Here is a 17,448-nt window from a genome sequence, read left to right on the forward strand (position 1 = left end):
CGTATTCTGCCGGGCGAAGCGACGCTTGTCGATACTGATACGGATTGTTGTACCAAATTACCGGCGAGCGGTCGGTACGGCTCGGCGTTCGCCGGGAACTGACTACAACAATCTGTATGAGACGAGGAGTCGTGGGGCCCGACAAGGGCCCCCACAGAGGAACCGTGGTTGCCAGCCGTGTGGTTCTCGTTCCTGAGCGATACTGCACCGGAGACCGTCAGGTCTCACGGTACTGCCGACTACGGAATCACTCATCAATACCGTTCGGGATACGGCAATAGATGAACCAAAATGTGGAAAAGTAGGACGAATGTACTCTAATCTCGAGGATATCTGTCTTTTTGCGCCATCACCGACTCTGCTCGGCCATCCCTCCAGACGATAACCTCTTTCGGGGGGCAGGCCAAGCTTCTGGCATGAACCGCGACACTTCTCGCTCGCTGTACGACCGGGCGCTGTCCGTGCTACCGGGCGGCGTCAACTCCTCGGTTCGCGCGGCGCCGCAGCCGTACCCCACGTTCGTCGAGCGTGGCGAGGGCGGCCACGTTATCGACGCCGACGGCAACCGCTACATCGACTGGGTGCAGGGGCTTGGCCCGCTCCTTCTCGGCCACGACATGCCCGAGTCCGTCCAGGCTGCCGTCCAGTCGCGGGCGTCCGAGGGCCCGATGTACGGGATGCCGACCGAACTCGAGGTCGAACACGCCGAGTTCGTCTGCCGGCACGTTCCGAGCGTCGAGATGATCCGGTTCGTCAATTCGGGGACGGAGGCGACGGTGTCGGCCGTTCGACTCGCACGCGGCGTTACCGGACGCAACAAGATCGTCGTCATGCAGGGCGGCTACCACGGTGCCCAGGAGAACACGCTCGTCGAAGGCGATACCGACCACCCGAAGCCCTCCAGCGCTGGGATTCCGGGGTCGTTCGCCGAACATACGATTCCGATTCCGTTCAACGACCCCGACGCCGCCCGTCGGGCCTTCGAGGAACACGGCGACGACATCGCCGCCGTCCTCGTCGAGCCGGTGCAGGCGAACATGGGTATCGCCCACCCGCTCGAGGGCTACCACGAGACGCTGGAGGAACTCTGTGACGACTACGGTTCCCTCCTCATCTTCGACGAGGTCATCACCGGCTTCCGGGTCGGCGGCCTCCAGTGTGCACAGGGAAAACTCGGCGTCGACCCCGACATCACGACGTTCGGCAAGATCATCGGCGGTGGCTTCCCGGTCGGCGCCATCGGCGGCAAAACCGAATACATCGAGCAGTTCAGCCCGACGGGCGACGTCTTCCAGGCCGGCACCTTCTCGGGACATCCCGTGACGATGGCTGCGGGGCTGGAGACGCTGCAGTTCTGCGCCGAAAACGACGTCTACGACCACGTCAACGAACTGGGCCGCCAAATCCGAGCGGGCCTCACCGACATCCTCGCCGACCACGCCCCCGAATACACCGTCGTCGGCACCGACTCCATCTTTAAGGTGGTGTTCACCCGCTCGGACGACCCGCCACAGGACGACTGCTGTGCGAATGGCTGCCGGCAAGACTCCTCGTGTAGCCGGTTCGATTCCTGCCCCAAGCGCGGCACCGATGTCAAGAAGGCAGAGACGGAGCGGTACGCACGCCTGTTCCGACCCGAGATGGTCGAGCAGGGCGTCCTCGTTTCACAGAACCAGTTCGAGGCGAACTTCGTCTCCTACGGCCACACCGAAGACGATGTCGAGGAGACGCTCGAAGCGTACAAGGAGGCACTGTAGCGGCCGCTATCGACTGTTATACCGAAAAGGAGGTGTGAATTAGGCGCTAGCGCCGTAGGTCGCTTCAAGATACTCGACGATATCGTCGGATTCGGGCATCCCGTCGATGTCGTGTTCCTCGTCGATGATGACGGGCACGCCCGTCTGATCGCTGACTTCCTCGACCTCGTCGCGTTCGCCGTGTGCGCTCGGTACCTCGATGGTGTCGTATTCGAGACCGAGTTCGTCCAGCTTGTCGATGACCTTCGCACAGTACGGGCAGCCGGGGAGTTCGTAGAGGGTAATGTTTGCCATCGACCGACAGTAGGGCATCGGGGATAAAGAGCCCGACGGTGGTGTGTTCGGGGGCGACCAGACCGCAAAAGGGGTCATCGACCGAGCCGGCGTTCGAGCGCGTCGCGGACCCGCCGTCGGTTGGTGACGAGTTCGGCACCGCCCCATCCGAGCACGACGAGCAGGCCGAGGACGGTCGAGAGGAACGTCCACGACCCCATCCAGACGGGCCGGAACCACGGCTCGATGTGTGCATACCGGGTCGCGACCGCATCAGCCTGTGCGGCGACGGGCGTGTTCGCGCCGACGTCGGAGATGGCGTCCGCGACCCGGTACGTCGATTGTGGGCCGTCGTCACCGCCACCGGAGACGGTGAACGTGCCGGTCGTCTCCTGGTCGGCCATCGTCGGGCCGTTGCTGCCGCCCTGGCCCCGCTCGGCATCGTACGGTGCCCACGTGGCGTAGAACTCCCAGACGACCTCGCCCTTGGGCGTAATCTCGACGACGCGGTGGTTGAGCGTGTCCGTCACGAGCGTGTTCCCGTTCGGGAGGCGGTCAGCGTCGCGGGGCCAGTTGAACCCATCGACCGCCCAGACGCGCTCCCACTCACACTGCTCGGGCGGCGTGCCGGCGCCGAGCCGTGGGTCGGCTGCACCGCAGTCGCGTTCGTACTCGATGACGCGGTCGTTCTCGCTGTCGGCGACGAGAATCACCGGCGTCCCGTCCTCGCGTTCGAGGTAATCCGGATTGTGCTGTTCGTACAGCGTCGAGTGGTTGTCGTTCTCGCCGAGCCGCATGACGATGTCGTCGGTTTCGCGGTCGACGACGATGACCTGGTCGAAGTTCCGCGGCGAGGCGAGGACGTACCGCTCGCCGTCGCCGATGGGTTCCACGTCGTTGACGTGCGTCCAGTCGGCATTGAAGCCGCCGTCGGTGCTGTTCGGGTAGTGGTTGCGGAACAGCCACTCCCACTCCGTTTCGCCCGTGGTCGTGTTCTCGATGAAGAGGCGGTCGTTGCTCACCCCGGATTCGGTCGCTCGCATGTTGGCCACGAGGATGCGGTCGTCGTCCAGTCGGTGGATGGCGTGGGTGTCGTGGGCGCCGGGGAGTTCGTACGACCAGCCCGACTCCTGGCGTTCGGTGCCGTACTCGAAGGCGATGGTTCCGCCGGGATATGTCGACGTCACGAAGAGTCGCCCGTTCGACAGCGGGTCGATTTCGTAGAACCATGTGGCGCCGACAGCATCGCCGCCGAAGCGCCATTGGGGCTCTGCGGCGCCGTCAGCTGCGACCAGTCGGGCGGGTTTTTTTGAATTTCCGTAGCCGGCGGCGTGGAACCCCTGGATGCTGACGTAGGTCGATTGGTTCGCCGGCTCCTCGACGGTGCCGGGGCCGAGGCCGATGGTGTCAGGGTTGGCAGCCGCATACACCGCCGGGAGCAAAAGCAGCGCGACGAGCACCGCGAGCCCCGCACGGAGCAGCGTCCGGCGGGGGTAGTCGTCGACTCGCGGGAGGTTCATACCGACAGTCAGGCGGTGTGATATGAAGGCGTTGTGGTCGCGAGCGGTTAGAAGAACATCCCGCTCGTCTGGACGTAGAAGTAGATGATGAGCGCGACGGCGATGGCCCACTGCCCGGGGTTCACATCGTCGTGTTCGCCCATCGCCGCCTTGATGATTGGGTAGCTGATGATGCCCGCCGCCAGCCCGTTCGCGATGGAGTACGTCAGCGGCATCAGGGTGATGGTGAGGCCGCCGGAGACGGCCCACGCCGGGTCGTTCCAGTCGACGTCGAGGACACCCTGCAGCATGATGATACCGACGACGACCAACGCGAGGAACGAGGCGTGGGCGGGAATCGCGGCGATGAGCGGCACGAAGACGATGGAAACGAGGAACAGCACGCCGACGACGAGCGCTGTCAGCCCCGTTCGACCGCCTTCCTCGATGCCGGTCGAGGATTCGATGTAGGTCGTGACCGTCGAGGTGCCGAGCATCGCACCGACGGTCGTCCCGACGGCATCAGCCATCAGCGGCTTGTCCATGTCGGGAAGGTTCCCCTCCTCGTCGAGCATGCCGCCGAACTGTGAGACGCCGATGAGCGTGCCGGCGGTGTCGAAGAAGTCCACGAAGAAGAACGTGAAGACGACGAGCGCGAACGTCACTGGCTCGATATTACCGAGCCCATCGATGAAGGCGCCGACGAGCGGCGTGATGTCGTACTGTGCACCGACGAGCGTTTCGGGGGTCACCGTTCCGCGCTCGAAGACGCCAGCAAGCGTCAGTCCCCAGCTCGCAAGCGCCGTCGTGAGGATGCCGATGATGATGGAGCCCTTGATTCCGCGTGCCCACAGCATGAAGGTGAGCAAGAGTCCACCGAGTCCGAGCAGCGCGACGGGGTTTGCGGCGATGTCACCCAAGGCGACGAAGGTCGCTTCGTCGGCGACGACGACCTCCATCTCCTGGAGCCCGATGAAAAGCAGGAAGACACCGATACCGGCGCCGACGGAGAACTTCACCGGCTCCGGGAACAGCCGGATGATGTACTCACGGGCGCCGACGGCGGTGATGGCGATGAAGATGATTCCTTCGACGAAGACGGCTGCGAGCGCGGTCTGCCAGGGGACACCCAGTCCGAGCACGACCGTGAACGCGAAGAAGGCGTTCAGTCCCATACCGGGCGCCAGTCCGAACGGCCGATTTGCGTACAACGCCATGACGCCGATACCGACCGCAGAGGCCAGAATCGTCACGATGGCGATCATCTGGACGACCTCGAGGTACCCCCGGCCCGGAATCTGTATCGCCTCGGCGAGGATGAATCCGTTGACGACGATGATGTACGACATCGCCAGGAACGTCGTCACCCCGGCGACGACTTCGGTCGGTACGTCCGTATCGTTCTCGTCGAGTTCGAAGAACTCGGACAGTGAATCAGTCACGCCCATGTTTCACGTTCGGGCATACCACCGGACGGGTGCTTAATACTTGCCGTCTAATTTCGCCTCGTGTAGGCACGTACGTGAACATTGGCCACGTCCAACAGCGGCAGCATCAATCGCGCGTGACGAGCGCCCCGACGGGCGCGTTCGTGTGAGCGCGTGCCCGGTCGATGCCCTCATCACCGACGGCAATGAGCGCGAAGACACCCGTCACGTCAGCGTCCGCCGAGGCGGCGATATCCAAGAGTAGTTCCTGGGTCTCTCCCGAACGGATGAGGTCGTCGACGACGAGCACCGAATCGCCGGCATCGATGGCGTTGGCGGGGAGGTAGTAATCGATTTCGATGCCCGAGGAGAGCCGCTGGCGGGCCTCGATGAACTCCTCGACGGCCGTCTCGCGGGATTTCTTCGCGTAAGCACAGCGGGCGCCGAAATACCGCGCCATCGCCGCCGCCAGCGTGATGCCGTCGGTCGCCGCCGTCAGGACGACGTCCGGCGGTTCGATGTCGAGCTGTTCTGCGGCCACTGGTGGCACGAGCGACAGCAGCGACTGGTCGAACACGACCCTGGAGTTGTCCACGTATCCTTCGTCGTCGACGGCGATGCGGGCGTTCAGCTCCTCGGCGAGAAGCGTCGCACCGGCACCGTCGATGACCTCACGAGCGCGGGACTCCCCCGGCAGGACGTGACCGTTGACGTAGCGGTTCAGGTCGCCGGCCGGCAGCCCCGTTTCGGCGGCGAGTTCCTCGTAGGTGCGCGTCTCCTTCAGCGTCCGCAACACGTCGACGGCGCGCAACTGGAGGGCCGCCTTCTCCGAACGGTTCATACCTACAGGCGTTATCGCACGTTTATGAATACTTCGGTGTCAAGGCACCGAAATATAATCACAGAAATGCCTACTACTCGCGGTCGGCGTCGGCCAGCAGCTCCGAGGCAGTGACGAGCGATTCGAGTTCGATGTCGTGTTCGGCGAGGTTCTCGCGGGCGCCCTCCTCGCGGTCGACGACGACGAGCACACGGTCGACGACGGCACCGGCGTCCCGCAGCGCTTCGACGGCGTCGATGGCGCTTTGGCCCGTCGTGGCGATGTCTTCGAGCACGACGACCTCTTCGCCTTCCTCGAACTCGCCCTCTATCTGGTTGCCCGTGCCGTACTCCTTGGCCTGCTTCCGGACGATGACGTATGGGTTGTCCGTCTCGACGGCCGTCGCGGCCACGAGCGGTACCGCCCCGAGGGCGACGCCGGCGAGTTTCGCCGCGCCGACGCGCTCTGCGAACGCCTCTGCGATGAGTTCCAGACAGCGGGGGTCGGTCTCGAAGACGTACTTGTCGACGTAATACTCCGAAACGCCGCCGTGGGAGAGTTCGAACTCCCCGAACTTCACCGCTTCGGCACCCCGAAGCGCGTCGATGAGTTCCTGGTTGACCATACCTGCGTCTCGGTGGTCTGGGTGAAAAGCGGCGCGGAATCGCCGAGCGAGACCCGGCCAGGGGCAAGCGTGTGGCTTTTCGGCGGCCCTGCCGAACGCCCGTCTATGCAGGTTCGCGAAGGCGGCGTGGAGATCGAGGTGCCCGAAGAGCGCCACGGGGCCAGCGAAGGGGCCGGGCCAGGCGTCTTCTACAACCCCGTCCAGGAGCTGAACCGGGACATTACGGTCGGCGTCCTTCGGGCGGTCGCAGACGACTGTGACTCCTATCTCGACGCGATGACGGCAAGCGGGATTCGCGCCGTCAGGGCCGCCGACGCGGGCTACGACGTGACTGGCTGTGATATCGACACGGACGCCGTCGCGCTGGCGCGACAGAACCTCGACGCAAACGGGCTTGATGGAGATGTGGCTCATCGGAACGTCAACGCGCACATGCACGAATCGAGTCACGACGTGGTCGACCTCGACCCGTTTGGGACGCCCATCCCGTTCGCGGACGCGGCGTTCCGGAGCGCAAAGCGGTACGTCTGCGTGACGGCGACGGACACGGCGCCGCTGTGTGGCGCCCACTTCGAAAGCGGCGTGCGGAGCTACGGCGCTGTCCCGCGGAACACGGAGTTCCACAGCGAGGTGGGGCTGCGCGTGTTGCTTTCGGCGCTCATCCGCACCGCGGCGCGGTACGACATCGCGGCCCGGCCCGTCCTCAGCCACGTCTCCAGCCACTACGTCCGGACGTATCTGGAACTGGAGGGTGGCGCGAAGGCAGCCAACGACCAGATCGACCAGCTCGGCTATCTCGACCACTGCCAGCAGTGTCTGTGGCGCGACCACGAGCGGACGCTCATCGCCGACCCGACCGAGGAGTGTCCGAACTGCGGGCAGTCGACGTGGACGGCCGGCGCCATCTGGCTCGGATCGGCCCACGACGCCGATTTCGTCGAGCGCGTCGCCAGCGAGATTCCGGCGTCGTTCGGCGAGGCGACGAAGGCCCACCGCCTCCTCGACACCATCGCGGACGAGCTCCACCAGCCGACCCATTACGACCAGCACAAACTCTACAAGCGATGGGGTGAGCCGAACATCGCGATGGACGACTTCCTGGCGGCGCTTCGGGACGCCGGCCACGAGGCCTCCCGGGCTCACTACGGCGGCACGACGTTCAAGACGGACGCCGACGTGGTCGCCATCCGTGACGCCGTCGAGTAATCGTCGTACTGGCGGTCGTTCCGAGTGGCTTCCCACGGATTATATGTAGGGTTCAGCCAAACCTCGCACCGTGAAGCAGCATCTCGACCGGGCTGTGACGGTGACCCGAGGCGTCGTCAACGGCGCCCAGTCGGATCGGATCACGTTCATCGCCGCGAGCCTCGCATATTATGCGTTCATCTCGCTTTTGCCGCTTCTGCTTTTGGCACTCGTCGCCGCGGCCGTGTTCGGCGACTCCGGCGTGGTCGAGGCGCTCGTAACCGAGGCCACTGAGACGCTCGGCCCCCAGGCCGGCACGCTCGTCCAAGACGCCCTCACGGGCGCCGAGGGACGCGGCGGCGCGACGCTTGTCGGCCTCGTTGTCCTGCTGTGGTCGGCGTTGAAGCTCTTCCGGGGCCTCGATATCGCTTTCTCGGAGGTGTACGGCGATGTCGGGCCGGAGTCGCTGGGCGAACAGCTCCGCGATGCGGTCATCGCTCTCGGAGCCGTCATCCTCGGCATCGCCGCGACCGTCCTCATCGGCATTGTTATCGCCTTCTTCCGCGTCGACGTGTTCATCGAGGGCATCGACATCGTCGGTGTTCTCGGGACGCTCATGCTCGTGTTCGGGCTGACGCTCGCCTTTCTCCCGCTGTACTACTTTCTGCCGGGGACGGACGTCGCCCTGGGTGAGGCGATTCCGGGCGCCGTGTTGGCCGCTATCGGCTGGACGGCCCTCCAGACCGGATTTCGTCTGTACGCCGCAAACGCCGGAAGCTACGAGGCCTACGGCGTGCTCGGAGGCGTGCTCCTCTTGGTCACGTTCCTCTATTTCGGCGGCCTGGTGTTGCTCGTCGGCGCCGTTCTCAACGCCGTCCTTGCGGGCCGCGCCGACGAGGAGACCGGCCTTGTAGAACCCGAAACGCCCGACCCCGAACCGACCGCCGTACTCGAAGGAATCATGACACGGAACCGACCTGACGAAGACCTATCGGACGAGGAACTCGAAGCCGAACTCGAACGGCTCTACGACGAACTCGACCGGTTCGAGGAGTGCATCGACGACCGAACGGTACACAGAGAGCAGATCGAAGGCGACCTCAAACGGTACGTCCGCCAGCAGGTGCGCCGCGGGAAGGCGCGCGGCTGGGGCCCGTATCTCGTCTTGCTCTACGGCACGGCGATGACGCTCGGGGCGTTCTTCTCCCTGTCGAGCGGCTGGGCGGTGCTCGCAATGGTCGTCATCTGGCTGTCGACGCTCGGGCTCTACGCGCTCATGCTGCTCGTCGGGACGACCGTCACGGTGGCCGGACTGCCGGGGCGACTGAAAGACCGCTTCGAAGGTCGATGAGTCGCGGCGTCGGCGAACTCGCTTTTGTCGCCCAGCTGCCGGAGGTCATCGTCGTCTTCGCGGCGTTGCTCACCCAGCTCGGTGATGTCTGGTTCGTCTTCGGACTGCTCGGACTGCTCTACTGGTTCGGCACCTCGCTGCCAGGCCCGCTGTCGTTCGACCGCACCCGGGCAGCGTTCGCCGTCGCGCTTGGCCTCGGCGCCCACGCCGTGGTGACGACGCTGAAAGAGTGGCTCGCGTACCCCCGGCCACCGGGCGCCGACGTGGCTGTCGGTCGCGACCTCATGCCGGCACTCGTCGAACCCCTCTATGTCGCGGCCGCGACCGCGACCGGGTTCGGATTGCCGAGCGGCCACGCGACCGCCGCCGCCATCATCTACGGCGGTTTGGCGCTGCTGGTCGGTACCCGACGCGCGTACGGCTCCGCGGCCGCGCTCGTGGTCGTCATCGCGCTGTCGCGAATCGTGCTGCAGGTGCATTACCTGGTCGACGTCGTTTTCGGCGTCACCGTCGGTGCCGCGTATCTCGCCGTCGTGTACCGACTCTGCGGTCGCGGGTCGAACCCCGGTCGGGCATTGATGCTTGCCGTCGTCGCTGCTCTCTTCGGGCCGATACTCGGCGGCTACAGCTTCGATACGATGGCGGTGCTCGGCGGCACGCTCGGGGCCCGTATCGCCTGGGGCAGCCTCGGCGATGCCGTCATCCACGAGGAGATGACACGAACTGGCGGCGCCATCGCCGTCGTCGTCGGGGTCGTCTTCGGCGGTCTCTTCGGAATCATCTACACAGCGCACGCGGCGCCCCACGTCGCCTTCTTGGGTATGGGCATCGCTCTCGCCGGCGTCATCGCCGCGCCGCTCGTCGGCGAGGCTGTCGCTCGGCGGGTCTGAAATAAAATACTATCCGCGAGCGGGGAGCGCCTGCGGTTCGCTCGTCAAAGCGTGCGAAAAGAGGTTTTTTAGAACGTTTCGAGGTACCGGTCGAGCTCCCAATCGGAGACATCGACGAGGTACTCCTCGAACTCCTGGGTCTTCGCTTCGACGAACTTCGGTCCGATGTGCTCGCCGAGCGCGTCGTAGATGACGTCGTCGTCCTGGAGTGCCTCGACGGCCTGACCGAGGTTGCTCGGCAGGGTGTTGATGCCGTACTCGTCGCGTTTCTGCTCGTCGAACTCGTAGATGTTCTCCCGGACGGGGTCGGGCGCTTCGATGTCCTTCTCGATGCCGTCGAGGCCAGCATGAATCATGGCCGCGAAGGCGAGATAGGAGTTACAGGACGGATCCGGCGAGCGGAGTTCGATACGGCTGGCTGCGGGCACGCGCGCGGCGGGCTTGCGGATGAGCGCCGAGCGGTTGCGATCCGACCAGGCGACGTACACCGGTGCCTCGTAGCCGGGCACGAGGCGTTTATACGAGTTTACCGTCGGGTTAGCGATCGCCGTGATGGCCGGGGCGTGTTCGAGGATGCCGGCGAGGAACTGCTTTGCCGTCGCGCTGAGGTTGAACTCGTCGTTCTCGTCGTGGAAGGCGTTCTCGCCGTCCTCGGTGAAAAGCGAGAGGTGGGTGTGCATGCCCGAGCCGTTGATCTTCGGAATCGGCTTCGGCATGAAGGTTGCGTGAAGGTCGTGTTGGGCCGCGATGGCGCGGACGACCGTCCGGAATGTGCCGACGTTATCGGCCGTCGTCAGCGCATCGTCGTACTCGAAGTTGATCTCGTGTTGGCCGCGGGCAACCTCGTGGTGGCTGGCTTCGATCTCGAAGCCCATCTCCTCGAGGCCGTAGATGATGTCGCGTCGCACGTCGCTTGCGAGGTCTTTCGGCGCGAGGTCGAAGTAGCCGCCAGCGTCGTTGGTCTTCGTCGTCGCGCGGCCGTCTTCGTCTTCCTCGAACAGGAAGAACTCCGGTTCGGGGGCGGCGTTGACCTTGTACCCCATGTCGTGGGCACGCTGGAGCGCCTGTTTGAGCACGTAGCGGGGGTCGCCCTCGAACGGCTCGCCCGTCGACGTGTTGTAGACATCACAGATCATCCGTGCGGAGGCGCCTTCCTCGCGTTTCCGCCACGGGAGCACGGCGAAGGTGCTCGGGTCGGGGATGAGCCGCATGTCGGATTCCTGGATGCGGACGAAGCCCTCGATAGAAGACCCGTCGAAGTAGATGCCTTCGGAGAAGGCTTTCTCGGCCTGCTCTGCGGGCACGGAGACGTTCTTGACCGTGCCGAGAATATCGGTAAACTGCAGGCGGAGGAAATCGACGTTCTTCGCTTCGATCTCGTCGAGCACGTTCTGTGCTTCTACGGAAAGGCCACCATCGGTGGCTACGTTTTCGTTCGTCATGTTTCTCGTCAGTTGTGTCGTATACTGCTATTACTAAAGCGTTGCTGCTCTGCGCAAATCTACCGTCCTGCTGCGGAGAAATGAATATTCGTAAAGTTCTAAACCCTTCGGCCAGTAACAGGGTATAATGACGTACGAAAATCTCGACCGCAAGCTAGTGAACGCGCTATTGGAAGACGGCCGTGCCTCGCTGCGCTCGCTCGGTGAAGACCTCGACGTCTCCGTCACGACCGTTTCGAACCACATCTCCGCGCTCGAAGATGATGGCATCATCGAGGGGTACGCACCCACCGTCAACTACGGCAAACTCGGCTTCGACGTGACCGCCATCATCCAGATGAAAGTCGAGGGAAGCGCCCTGCCGGAGATCACCGACCGGCTCAGCGACCACAAGCACATGGTCTCGGTGTATGAGGTCACTGGCGACCATGACATCATCGCGATCGGGAAGTTCACAGACACCGACCACATGAACGAGCAGATCAAGGAGCTGCTCATCGACCCTGACATCAAGGAGTCGAACACGAGCGTCGTGCTCAACACCGTCGCCGAGAACGAGCAGTTCGACCTCGATCACTGAGCGACCGTTCCGAACGTGCGCAAGGCGTCTTCTTCCGCTCGATTACCCAAAGATACTTGAATCTTTGGGCCAAATCGACTAGTTACCATGGGTGAAATTGACATACACGATGGTTCGATGGCACGAACCATCCGCCTGCGCGACCTGAATGGGGACATCGAGATCGAGATGCGCGGGAGCGAGGCCCCCTGCGTCAAGGTGCCCGAGGAGTTCGACGTCGAACGGCTGTAACGATTCTGCGATTTCGTTCGGCGACCGACAGCTATTGCTCGGCGCAGTACTCGACGAAGTTCCTGAGGATGGTCAGCCCCGTCTCGCCGGATTTCTCGGGGTGGAACTGTGTGCCAAAGACGTTGCCCGCCTCGTTCGCGATGATGGCCGGGAACTCGATGCTGTAGTCGGTCGTCGCAACGACGGCGTCGGCGTTGTCCGGTTTCGCGTAGTACGAGTGGACGAAGTAGGCGTATTCACTGTCGATGTTGCCGCCGGCCACGGTGTCGGCGTCCGACTCCGCCGTGTCGGCGCCCTCGACACCCGTCGCGATGGGGTGTTCGCGCGCGATGTTCAGTTCGTTCCAGCCCATGTGGGGCACCTTCTGTCCCTCCGCAAACCGGACGTTGCGGCCGGGGATGAGGTCGAGTCCCTCGACATCGCCCTGGCCGACTTTCTCGGCTTCCTCACTGGAGGTGAGCAGCATCTGCATGCCGAGACAGATGCCGAAGAGGGGTTGGCCCGCCTCGGCGGCGTCGACGAGCGCATCGCGGAACGGCCCCGCGTTCTCCATGCCTTCGCTGAACGCGCCGACGCCGGGCAGCACGATACCATCGGCGGCGTCGAAATCTGCGGGGTCGTCGGTCAGCGTCACCTCGGCGCCGGCCCGCTCCAGGCCACGGGTCGCACTCCGGAGGTTCCCCAGCCCGTAGTCGACCAGGACGACCTCGGCGGTCGTCTGTCGCGTCGTGTTCATATCTGTCCGTGTGCGGGCGGCGGCAAAGTGGGTTTCCATCGCGGCATCGACTCAAAAATCGCCGAGTCGTGACTGCCCGCTCTCGCCGTCGTCGATGAGCGAAACGGCCTCGTCGAGGGCGTCGGCGAACGTCTCGCGCTGGCTCGGGTCGTACAGCGTCGCCGCGGGGTGGACGCAGACGAGGACGCGCCGCGCCGTCCCCGCGATGCGGGCGTCGTGCAGCGTGCCGGCCTCGTTCGTCACGGCGACCGACCGTTCGAGCAGGTGTTCGGAGGGCACCTTCCCGAGCGTCACCACGACCTCGGGGTCGACGGCGTCGATTTCGCGTTCGAGATACGCCCGGCAGTTCGCAAGCTCCTCGGTCGTCGGGTCGCGGTTCTCCGGCGGCCGGCAGCGCACGCAGTTCGTGATGCGGACATCCCGGCGTGCGAGCCCCCGGTCTCGGAGCGCGTCGGTGAGGACGTCGCCGGAGCGACCGACGAACGGCTCACCTTCCGCGTCCTCATTTTCGCCCGGCGCCTCGCCGACGAAAAGCAGGTCGGCATCGGCCGCGCCCACGCCGTTGACGATTCGGCTTCGCGACTCACACAGCGCCGAACAGCGCGTGCAGTCGCGAACCTCGATGGCGTCGGTGTCCATAGCCGACGACTCGACGCCCCCGGAGTTAATCCCGCCGGTGTCGGAAGGCGTCACCGGCGCGGGCGGCCCGCTGTGCGACGCGCAGCGGTTCCGGACGTGTCTCGTGTGTGTACGCGCGGACGAGTCGGTCAGCCTCCCGTTCGGCGACGCCGACGTTCCGGACGAACAGATCGACGCCATCGACCGCGACCCGTCGGCGCTCCGGCAACGCTGCGTAGCGGTCAAGGCGGGCGTCCCGTTCCGCGCCATCGAAGGCGTCCTCTATCGCGTCGGTGAGCCCCTCGCTCTGCTCGAAGGTGACGGCGATGACGGGCCGGTCTGTCGTCTCGCGTATCGAGCCGAGGTCGAGCACGCTGAACCAGGCCGGCGCGACGCCGGCGACGAACAGATACTGGACGTCGGGGCGGTCGAGCCGCTGCCAGCAGTCGATGATGGCCTCGGTGGCGTCGCGGCCACCGACGGCACAGGTTCCGAAAACGAAATCGTCGACCATGCGGTCGGCACGGACGACTGCGCCCGCGAGCGTGCTCTCCGACCCGTCGTCGGTTCCCCGGTAGGACTCCGCGATGCCGAGGGCACGTCGGCCGGGCTTCACTGGCTCTGAATCTCTTCGTAGGTCTCCAGTACGTCCTCACTCGAGGCGTCGTCGTACTCGAACTCCACTTTCCCGTCGTGTGTCGGCAACGTCGTCTGCTCGCCGTCCTCGATGTCGGCGTCGAACTCCTGGGTTTCCTGTTCGGATTCGTCGTAACTGCCGAATCCCATATCCATCCAAACGTAAGAAATTCCTGTTTGTAAATCACACGCTGGATCGAACAGGTAGACGGTGCGCGAACCGCGCTTCATCCCAGCCGACAGCGTTATCCTCGGCACAGCCGTCGTATGGAGTATGTCAGTGGGAGGGCGGCCACGGTGACGAAGACCACCCCAAGCACGTCGGTTGTGTACGTCGGTCAGCACCCACCAGCCGACGATGCACTCCGCATCGAGCACGTCGCTCCCGACGCAGTATCCGACAACGTCGACGGGGCGGACTGCATCGTCGCCGAGGAACCCGGCGGCGGGCTCGACGTGCTCGCCTCGCTCGACGGCGCCCTGCCCACGATTCTATACGACACGGACGGCGACCCAGCGGTCGCCGCTCGGGCGACGCAACTGGGCGTCACCGAATACGTCACCGACACGGTACTCGATGGGGAGTCGCTCACAGACCGTATCGTGGCGGTCACGACCACGACAGCCGAGTCCGATCGGGCACGCGAATCGACCGCGCTCGAACTCCTCTATGACGTGATGACCGACCAGTCGCTTTCCCTCGAGGAGAAGACGGAACGGCTGCTCGCTGCCGGCTGTGAACGGCTCGGCCTCGACGCCGGCTTTCTCTCGAACATCGAGGACGACACCCACACTATCGTCACGGCGAACGGCGACCACCCAGCCATCAACGCCGGAATGTCGACGCCGCTTTCGGAGACGTACTGCCGACGGACGCTAACGGCCGATGGCCTTCTCGGTATCCACGACGCTGTTGCGACCGGCAACGAAACCGACCCTGCCTACGAGTCGTCGGGGCTGCAGTGTTATCTCGGTGGCAAACTCGCCGTCAACGACGAACTCTACGGGACGCTGTGTTTCGTCAGCGATGCGCCGCGAACGGAGCCGTTCTCCGAGAGCGAACGCCGCTTCGTCAAGCTCCTCATCGAGTGGGTGAGCTACGAGCTGGAACGCGAAGAGCGCGAGCGGTCGCTTAGGTGGTACCGTGCGATCCACGAAACCGTCGAGGAGATGGTGTTCCTCATCGGCGAGAACGCCAGAATCCAGCTCGTGACACAGCCGCTTGCAGACCGGTTCGGCTACGACCGCGACGACCTGGTCGACGAACCGGCGACCGTCTTCGTCGGCGACGACCTCGTTACGAGGGGGTACGACGCCCTCGGAACGCTGCAGTCGGGTGTCGACTCCGTGACCATCGAGGCGACGATGGAAACCGCCGACTGCGAGACGGTGCCCGTCGAAGTCGATTTCTCGTTGCTCTCCTCGAGCACGGAGTTCGAGGGGCTCGTCGGTGTCGTCCGCGACCGGACGGAGCTCTCACAGACGGAGGCGGCGCTCGCCGGCGAGCGCGACCGGTTCCAGCATCTCTTCGACCAGATACCCGACGGCGTCGCCGACATCGAGTTCGTCGACGGCGAGCCACTGATTCGGGCGGCCAATCCAGCGTTCACGGACACGTTCGCGGACGACGAGCGCGTCGTGGGCGAACCGCTCCACGATGTCATCATCCCGGCCGACAACCAGGATCCCACCGAGTCACTCGACGCCGACATGCTGCAGACCGGGTACGAGCGGCCGCAGATCGAGTTACAGACGAACAACGGGCTCCGGACGTTCCTGCTCCGGGGGTTCGGCTATTCGACCGGCGACGATGACCGCGGGTTCGTCATCTACACGGACATCACGAGCCGGCTCGAACGTGAGCGGCGGCTGAGCGTGTTACATCGCGTACTCCGCCACAACCTCCGCAACGAGATGACCGCCGTCATCGGCTACGCGAAACTGCTTGCCGAGGAGGCCGAAACGGCCGAACACCGCGAGTACGCCGACCTCATCTATCGCCGGTCGAACGAGGTCGCCGACCTCGGCAAGCAGGTACAGCGCATCGAGCAGGCGCTCGACCGGGAGAACCGACAGCCGATGCCGGTCGACCCCCTCGAGGTCGCCACGGATGTCGCGGCTCGGTTCCGGGAGGCGTATCCGGAGGCGACCATTCGCGTTTCGGACTCGGACGCCGGAGCCGTCGTCGGCGACGAACTGCTCGATCGCGCGCTCGATAATCTCGTCGAGAACGCGCTCGAACACCACGACGGAACCCCGACAGTCGATATCGAGGTTGCCGCGACTGGTGACGGCTGGGTCGATATCACGGTTCGAGACGATGGCCCCGGTATCCCCGAGCGCGAACGCGCCGTCGTCAGCGGGGAGCGCGAAATCACGCAACTCGATCACAGCGTCGGGCTCGGGCTGTGGGTCACCCGTTGGATCGTCGACGGCGTCGGCGGCCGCCTCATTTTCGAAGACCGGGCGGACGGCTCGGCCGTCACGCTTCGGCTCCGACGGTCGTCGCAGTCGCCAAGGTAAATACGCCGGCGGCCGGAGAGTGCGTGTGAACATATCTAACGTGACCGCCGATGCGGAGACGTTCACCTGCAACGCTTTTCTCGTCGAAGGTGACCGAACGGTGCTCGTCGATGCCGGCGCGATGGACGGCGTCGTCGATGTTATCCGCGAACACACGGACACGCTCGATGCGGTCGTCCTGACCCACCAACACGGTGACCACGTCGCACAGCTCGACGTCGTCCTCGATGCCTTCGACGCCCCACTGTACGCCTACGGTGAGCACCCGCGCCGCGCGAGCGAACTCGACGACGGCGACCAGGTGTTCATCGGTGACGAGCCGTTCGACGTCGTCTACACACCGGGGCACGCCGACGACCACGTCTCCTTCGTCTCCGAAACGACGCTTTTCAGCGGTGATGTCGTCGTCCACGACGACGGTGCCTTCGAGTACGGGAGTTTCGGCCGGACGGACATGCCCGGCCAATCGCGGGAACGCCTCATCGAGAGCATCGAGGCGCTGCTCGACCGGATGGGCGACAGCGTCGAGCACATGTACGCCGGCCATGGCGAGACGTTCCACGGCGACATCCGTGACGTGGTTGAGAGGTCGCTCGAACGGGCGGAAACGCGGGAGCCAAAATACCCGGAGGAGTAACGACGCTGTCGCTGTCCGACCGGAATCGCGGAAAAACGACTAGAGTGCCTGTTCAGGCCGCGCGCCGTTCTTTCGCCTTCGGCCGCAGTTTGTCGTAGCCGCACTTGCGACAGCGGTCGGCCCGCTTTGAGTTCCGGGCGTTACAGCGCATGCAGATCATCTTATCGAGGATGCGCGCTTCTGCTTCTTCGAAGCTAGCCATACTCGAAGGAAGTTGG

Annotated in this window: 19 protein-coding genes; 8 read left to right on the forward strand and 11 right to left on the reverse strand. The window is 64.6% G+C overall.

The annotated features are described in order from the left end of the window. Positions 1-416: 416 nt before the first annotated feature. On the forward strand, positions 417-1,757 hold the full coding sequence (gene hemL / locus ACI8UR_RS00790; RefSeq protein ID WP_411713842.1) for a glutamate-1-semialdehyde 2,1-aminomutase: 1,341 nt from the start codon (positions 417-419) through the stop codon (positions 1,755-1,757). A gap of 39 nt (positions 1,758-1,796) precedes the next feature. On the opposite strand, the gene ACI8UR_RS00795 is transcribed toward hemL, so the two are convergent. The 5 genes from ACI8UR_RS00795 to pyrE form a co-directional block, all read right to left on the reverse strand. Further along, the gene (locus tag ACI8UR_RS00795) at positions 1,797-2,051 is read right to left on the reverse strand and encodes a glutaredoxin family protein (protein ID WP_411713841.1); all 255 of its coding nucleotides are present in this window, start codon (positions 2,049-2,051) and stop codon (positions 1,797-1,799) included. 74 nt (positions 2,052-2,125) lie between these two features. Next, positions 2,126-3,550 (reverse strand): aryl-sulfate sulfotransferase, encoded by a 1,425-nt coding sequence (locus ACI8UR_RS00800; protein WP_411713840.1) that lies wholly within the window; start codon positions 3,548-3,550, stop codon positions 2,126-2,128. A gap of 47 nt (positions 3,551-3,597) precedes the next feature. Further along, positions 3,598-4,977, reverse strand: a complete 1,380-nt coding sequence (locus ACI8UR_RS00805) for an NCS2 family permease (RefSeq protein ID WP_411713839.1) — start codon at positions 4,975-4,977, stop codon at positions 3,598-3,600. Between the two features lie 106 nt (positions 4,978-5,083). After that, complete coding sequence (locus tag ACI8UR_RS00810) at positions 5,084-5,797, reverse strand: phosphoribosyltransferase family protein (protein WP_411713838.1); 714 nt, start codon at positions 5,795-5,797, stop codon at positions 5,084-5,086. Positions 5,798-5,870: 73 nt separating this feature from the next. Next, complete coding sequence (pyrE, locus tag ACI8UR_RS00815) at positions 5,871-6,401, reverse strand: orotate phosphoribosyltransferase (RefSeq protein ID WP_411713837.1); 531 nt, start codon at positions 6,399-6,401, stop codon at positions 5,871-5,873. Between the two features lie 105 nt (positions 6,402-6,506). On the opposite strand from pyrE, the gene ACI8UR_RS00820 reads away from it, so the two are divergent. The 3 genes from ACI8UR_RS00820 to ACI8UR_RS00830 all read left to right on the forward strand — a co-directional run bounded on the left by ACI8UR_RS00820 (position 6,507) and on the right by ACI8UR_RS00830 (position 9,827). Next, a complete protein-coding gene (locus ACI8UR_RS00820) occupies positions 6,507-7,607 on the forward strand; it encodes a tRNA (guanine(26)-N(2))-dimethyltransferase (RefSeq protein ID WP_411713836.1) in 1,101 nt (366 codons plus the stop codon). Between the two features lie 70 nt (positions 7,608-7,677). Further along, positions 7,678-8,937, forward strand: coding sequence for a YihY/virulence factor BrkB family protein (locus ACI8UR_RS00825; protein WP_411713835.1), 1,260 nt, complete (start codon positions 7,678-7,680; stop codon positions 8,935-8,937). Next, positions 8,934-9,827 (forward strand): phosphatase PAP2 family protein, encoded by an 894-nt coding sequence (locus tag ACI8UR_RS00830; protein ID WP_411713834.1) that lies wholly within the window; start codon positions 8,934-8,936, stop codon positions 9,825-9,827. The genes ACI8UR_RS00825 and ACI8UR_RS00830 overlap by 4 nt, the downstream gene beginning before the upstream one ends. A gap of 68 nt (positions 9,828-9,895) precedes the next feature. Here the strand turns inward: ACI8UR_RS00830 and glnA are convergent, their stop codons facing one another. After that, complete coding sequence (gene glnA, locus ACI8UR_RS00835; protein WP_411713833.1) at positions 9,896-11,269, reverse strand: type I glutamate--ammonia ligase; 1,374 nt, start codon at positions 11,267-11,269, stop codon at positions 9,896-9,898. 127 nt (positions 11,270-11,396) lie between these two features. On the opposite strand from glnA, the gene lrp reads away from it, so the two are divergent. Together lrp and ACI8UR_RS00845 are read left to right on the forward strand one after the other, a co-directional pair. Further along, entirely contained in the window at positions 11,397-11,849 is a 453-nt protein-coding gene (gene lrp, locus ACI8UR_RS00840; protein ID WP_411713832.1) for an HTH-type transcriptional regulator Lrp, read from the forward strand. 87 nt (positions 11,850-11,936) lie between these two features. Then, positions 11,937-12,080 (forward strand): hypothetical protein, encoded by a 144-nt coding sequence (locus ACI8UR_RS00845; protein ID WP_411713831.1) that lies wholly within the window; start codon positions 11,937-11,939, stop codon positions 12,078-12,080. Positions 12,081-12,111: 31 nt separating this feature from the next. On the opposite strand, the gene hisH is transcribed toward ACI8UR_RS00845, so the two are convergent. From hisH to ACI8UR_RS00865, 4 genes are read right to left on the reverse strand one after another with little or no spacing between them, the layout of a single operon-like run. Continuing rightward, positions 12,112-12,816: an imidazole glycerol phosphate synthase subunit HisH gene (hisH, locus tag ACI8UR_RS00850; RefSeq protein ID WP_411713830.1), complete on the reverse strand. Its 705-nt coding sequence runs from the start codon at positions 12,814-12,816 to the stop codon at positions 12,112-12,114. 51 nt (positions 12,817-12,867) lie between these two features. Next, entirely contained in the window at positions 12,868-13,455 is a 588-nt protein-coding gene (locus tag ACI8UR_RS00855; RefSeq protein ID WP_411713829.1) for a uracil-DNA glycosylase, read from the reverse strand. Between the two features lie 25 nt (positions 13,456-13,480). Continuing rightward, the gene (locus tag ACI8UR_RS00860) at positions 13,481-14,050 is read right to left on the reverse strand and encodes a DUF99 family protein (protein WP_411713828.1); all 570 of its coding nucleotides are present in this window, start codon (positions 14,048-14,050) and stop codon (positions 13,481-13,483) included. Then, the gene (locus ACI8UR_RS00865) at positions 14,047-14,220 is read right to left on the reverse strand and encodes a DUF5786 family protein (protein WP_411713827.1); all 174 of its coding nucleotides are present in this window, start codon (positions 14,218-14,220) and stop codon (positions 14,047-14,049) included. The genes ACI8UR_RS00860 and ACI8UR_RS00865 overlap by 4 nt, the downstream gene beginning before the upstream one ends. Before the next feature lie 117 nt (positions 14,221-14,337). On the opposite strand from ACI8UR_RS00865, the gene ACI8UR_RS00870 reads away from it, so the two are divergent. Then, positions 14,338-16,593, forward strand: coding sequence for a PAS domain S-box protein (locus ACI8UR_RS00870; protein ID WP_411713826.1), 2,256 nt, complete (start codon positions 14,338-14,340; stop codon positions 16,591-16,593). A 25-nt stretch (positions 16,594-16,618) separates the two neighbouring features. Further along, positions 16,619-17,230 (forward strand): MBL fold metallo-hydrolase, encoded by a 612-nt coding sequence (locus ACI8UR_RS00875; protein WP_411713825.1) that lies wholly within the window; start codon positions 16,619-16,621, stop codon positions 17,228-17,230. Positions 17,231-17,282: 52 nt separating this feature from the next. Here ACI8UR_RS00875 and ACI8UR_RS00880 read toward each other — a convergent pair whose 3' ends face one another. Continuing rightward, positions 17,283-17,432: a 50S ribosomal protein L40e gene (locus ACI8UR_RS00880; protein ID WP_411713824.1), complete on the reverse strand. Its 150-nt coding sequence runs from the start codon at positions 17,430-17,432 to the stop codon at positions 17,283-17,285. Positions 17,433-17,448 lie beyond the last annotated feature (16 nt).

The sequence above is a fragment of the Natronomonas sp. genome (assembly GCF_047616845.1).
In the GTDB taxonomy this organism is placed as follows: Archaea; Halobacteriota; Halobacteria; order Halobacteriales; family Haloarculaceae; genus Natronomonas.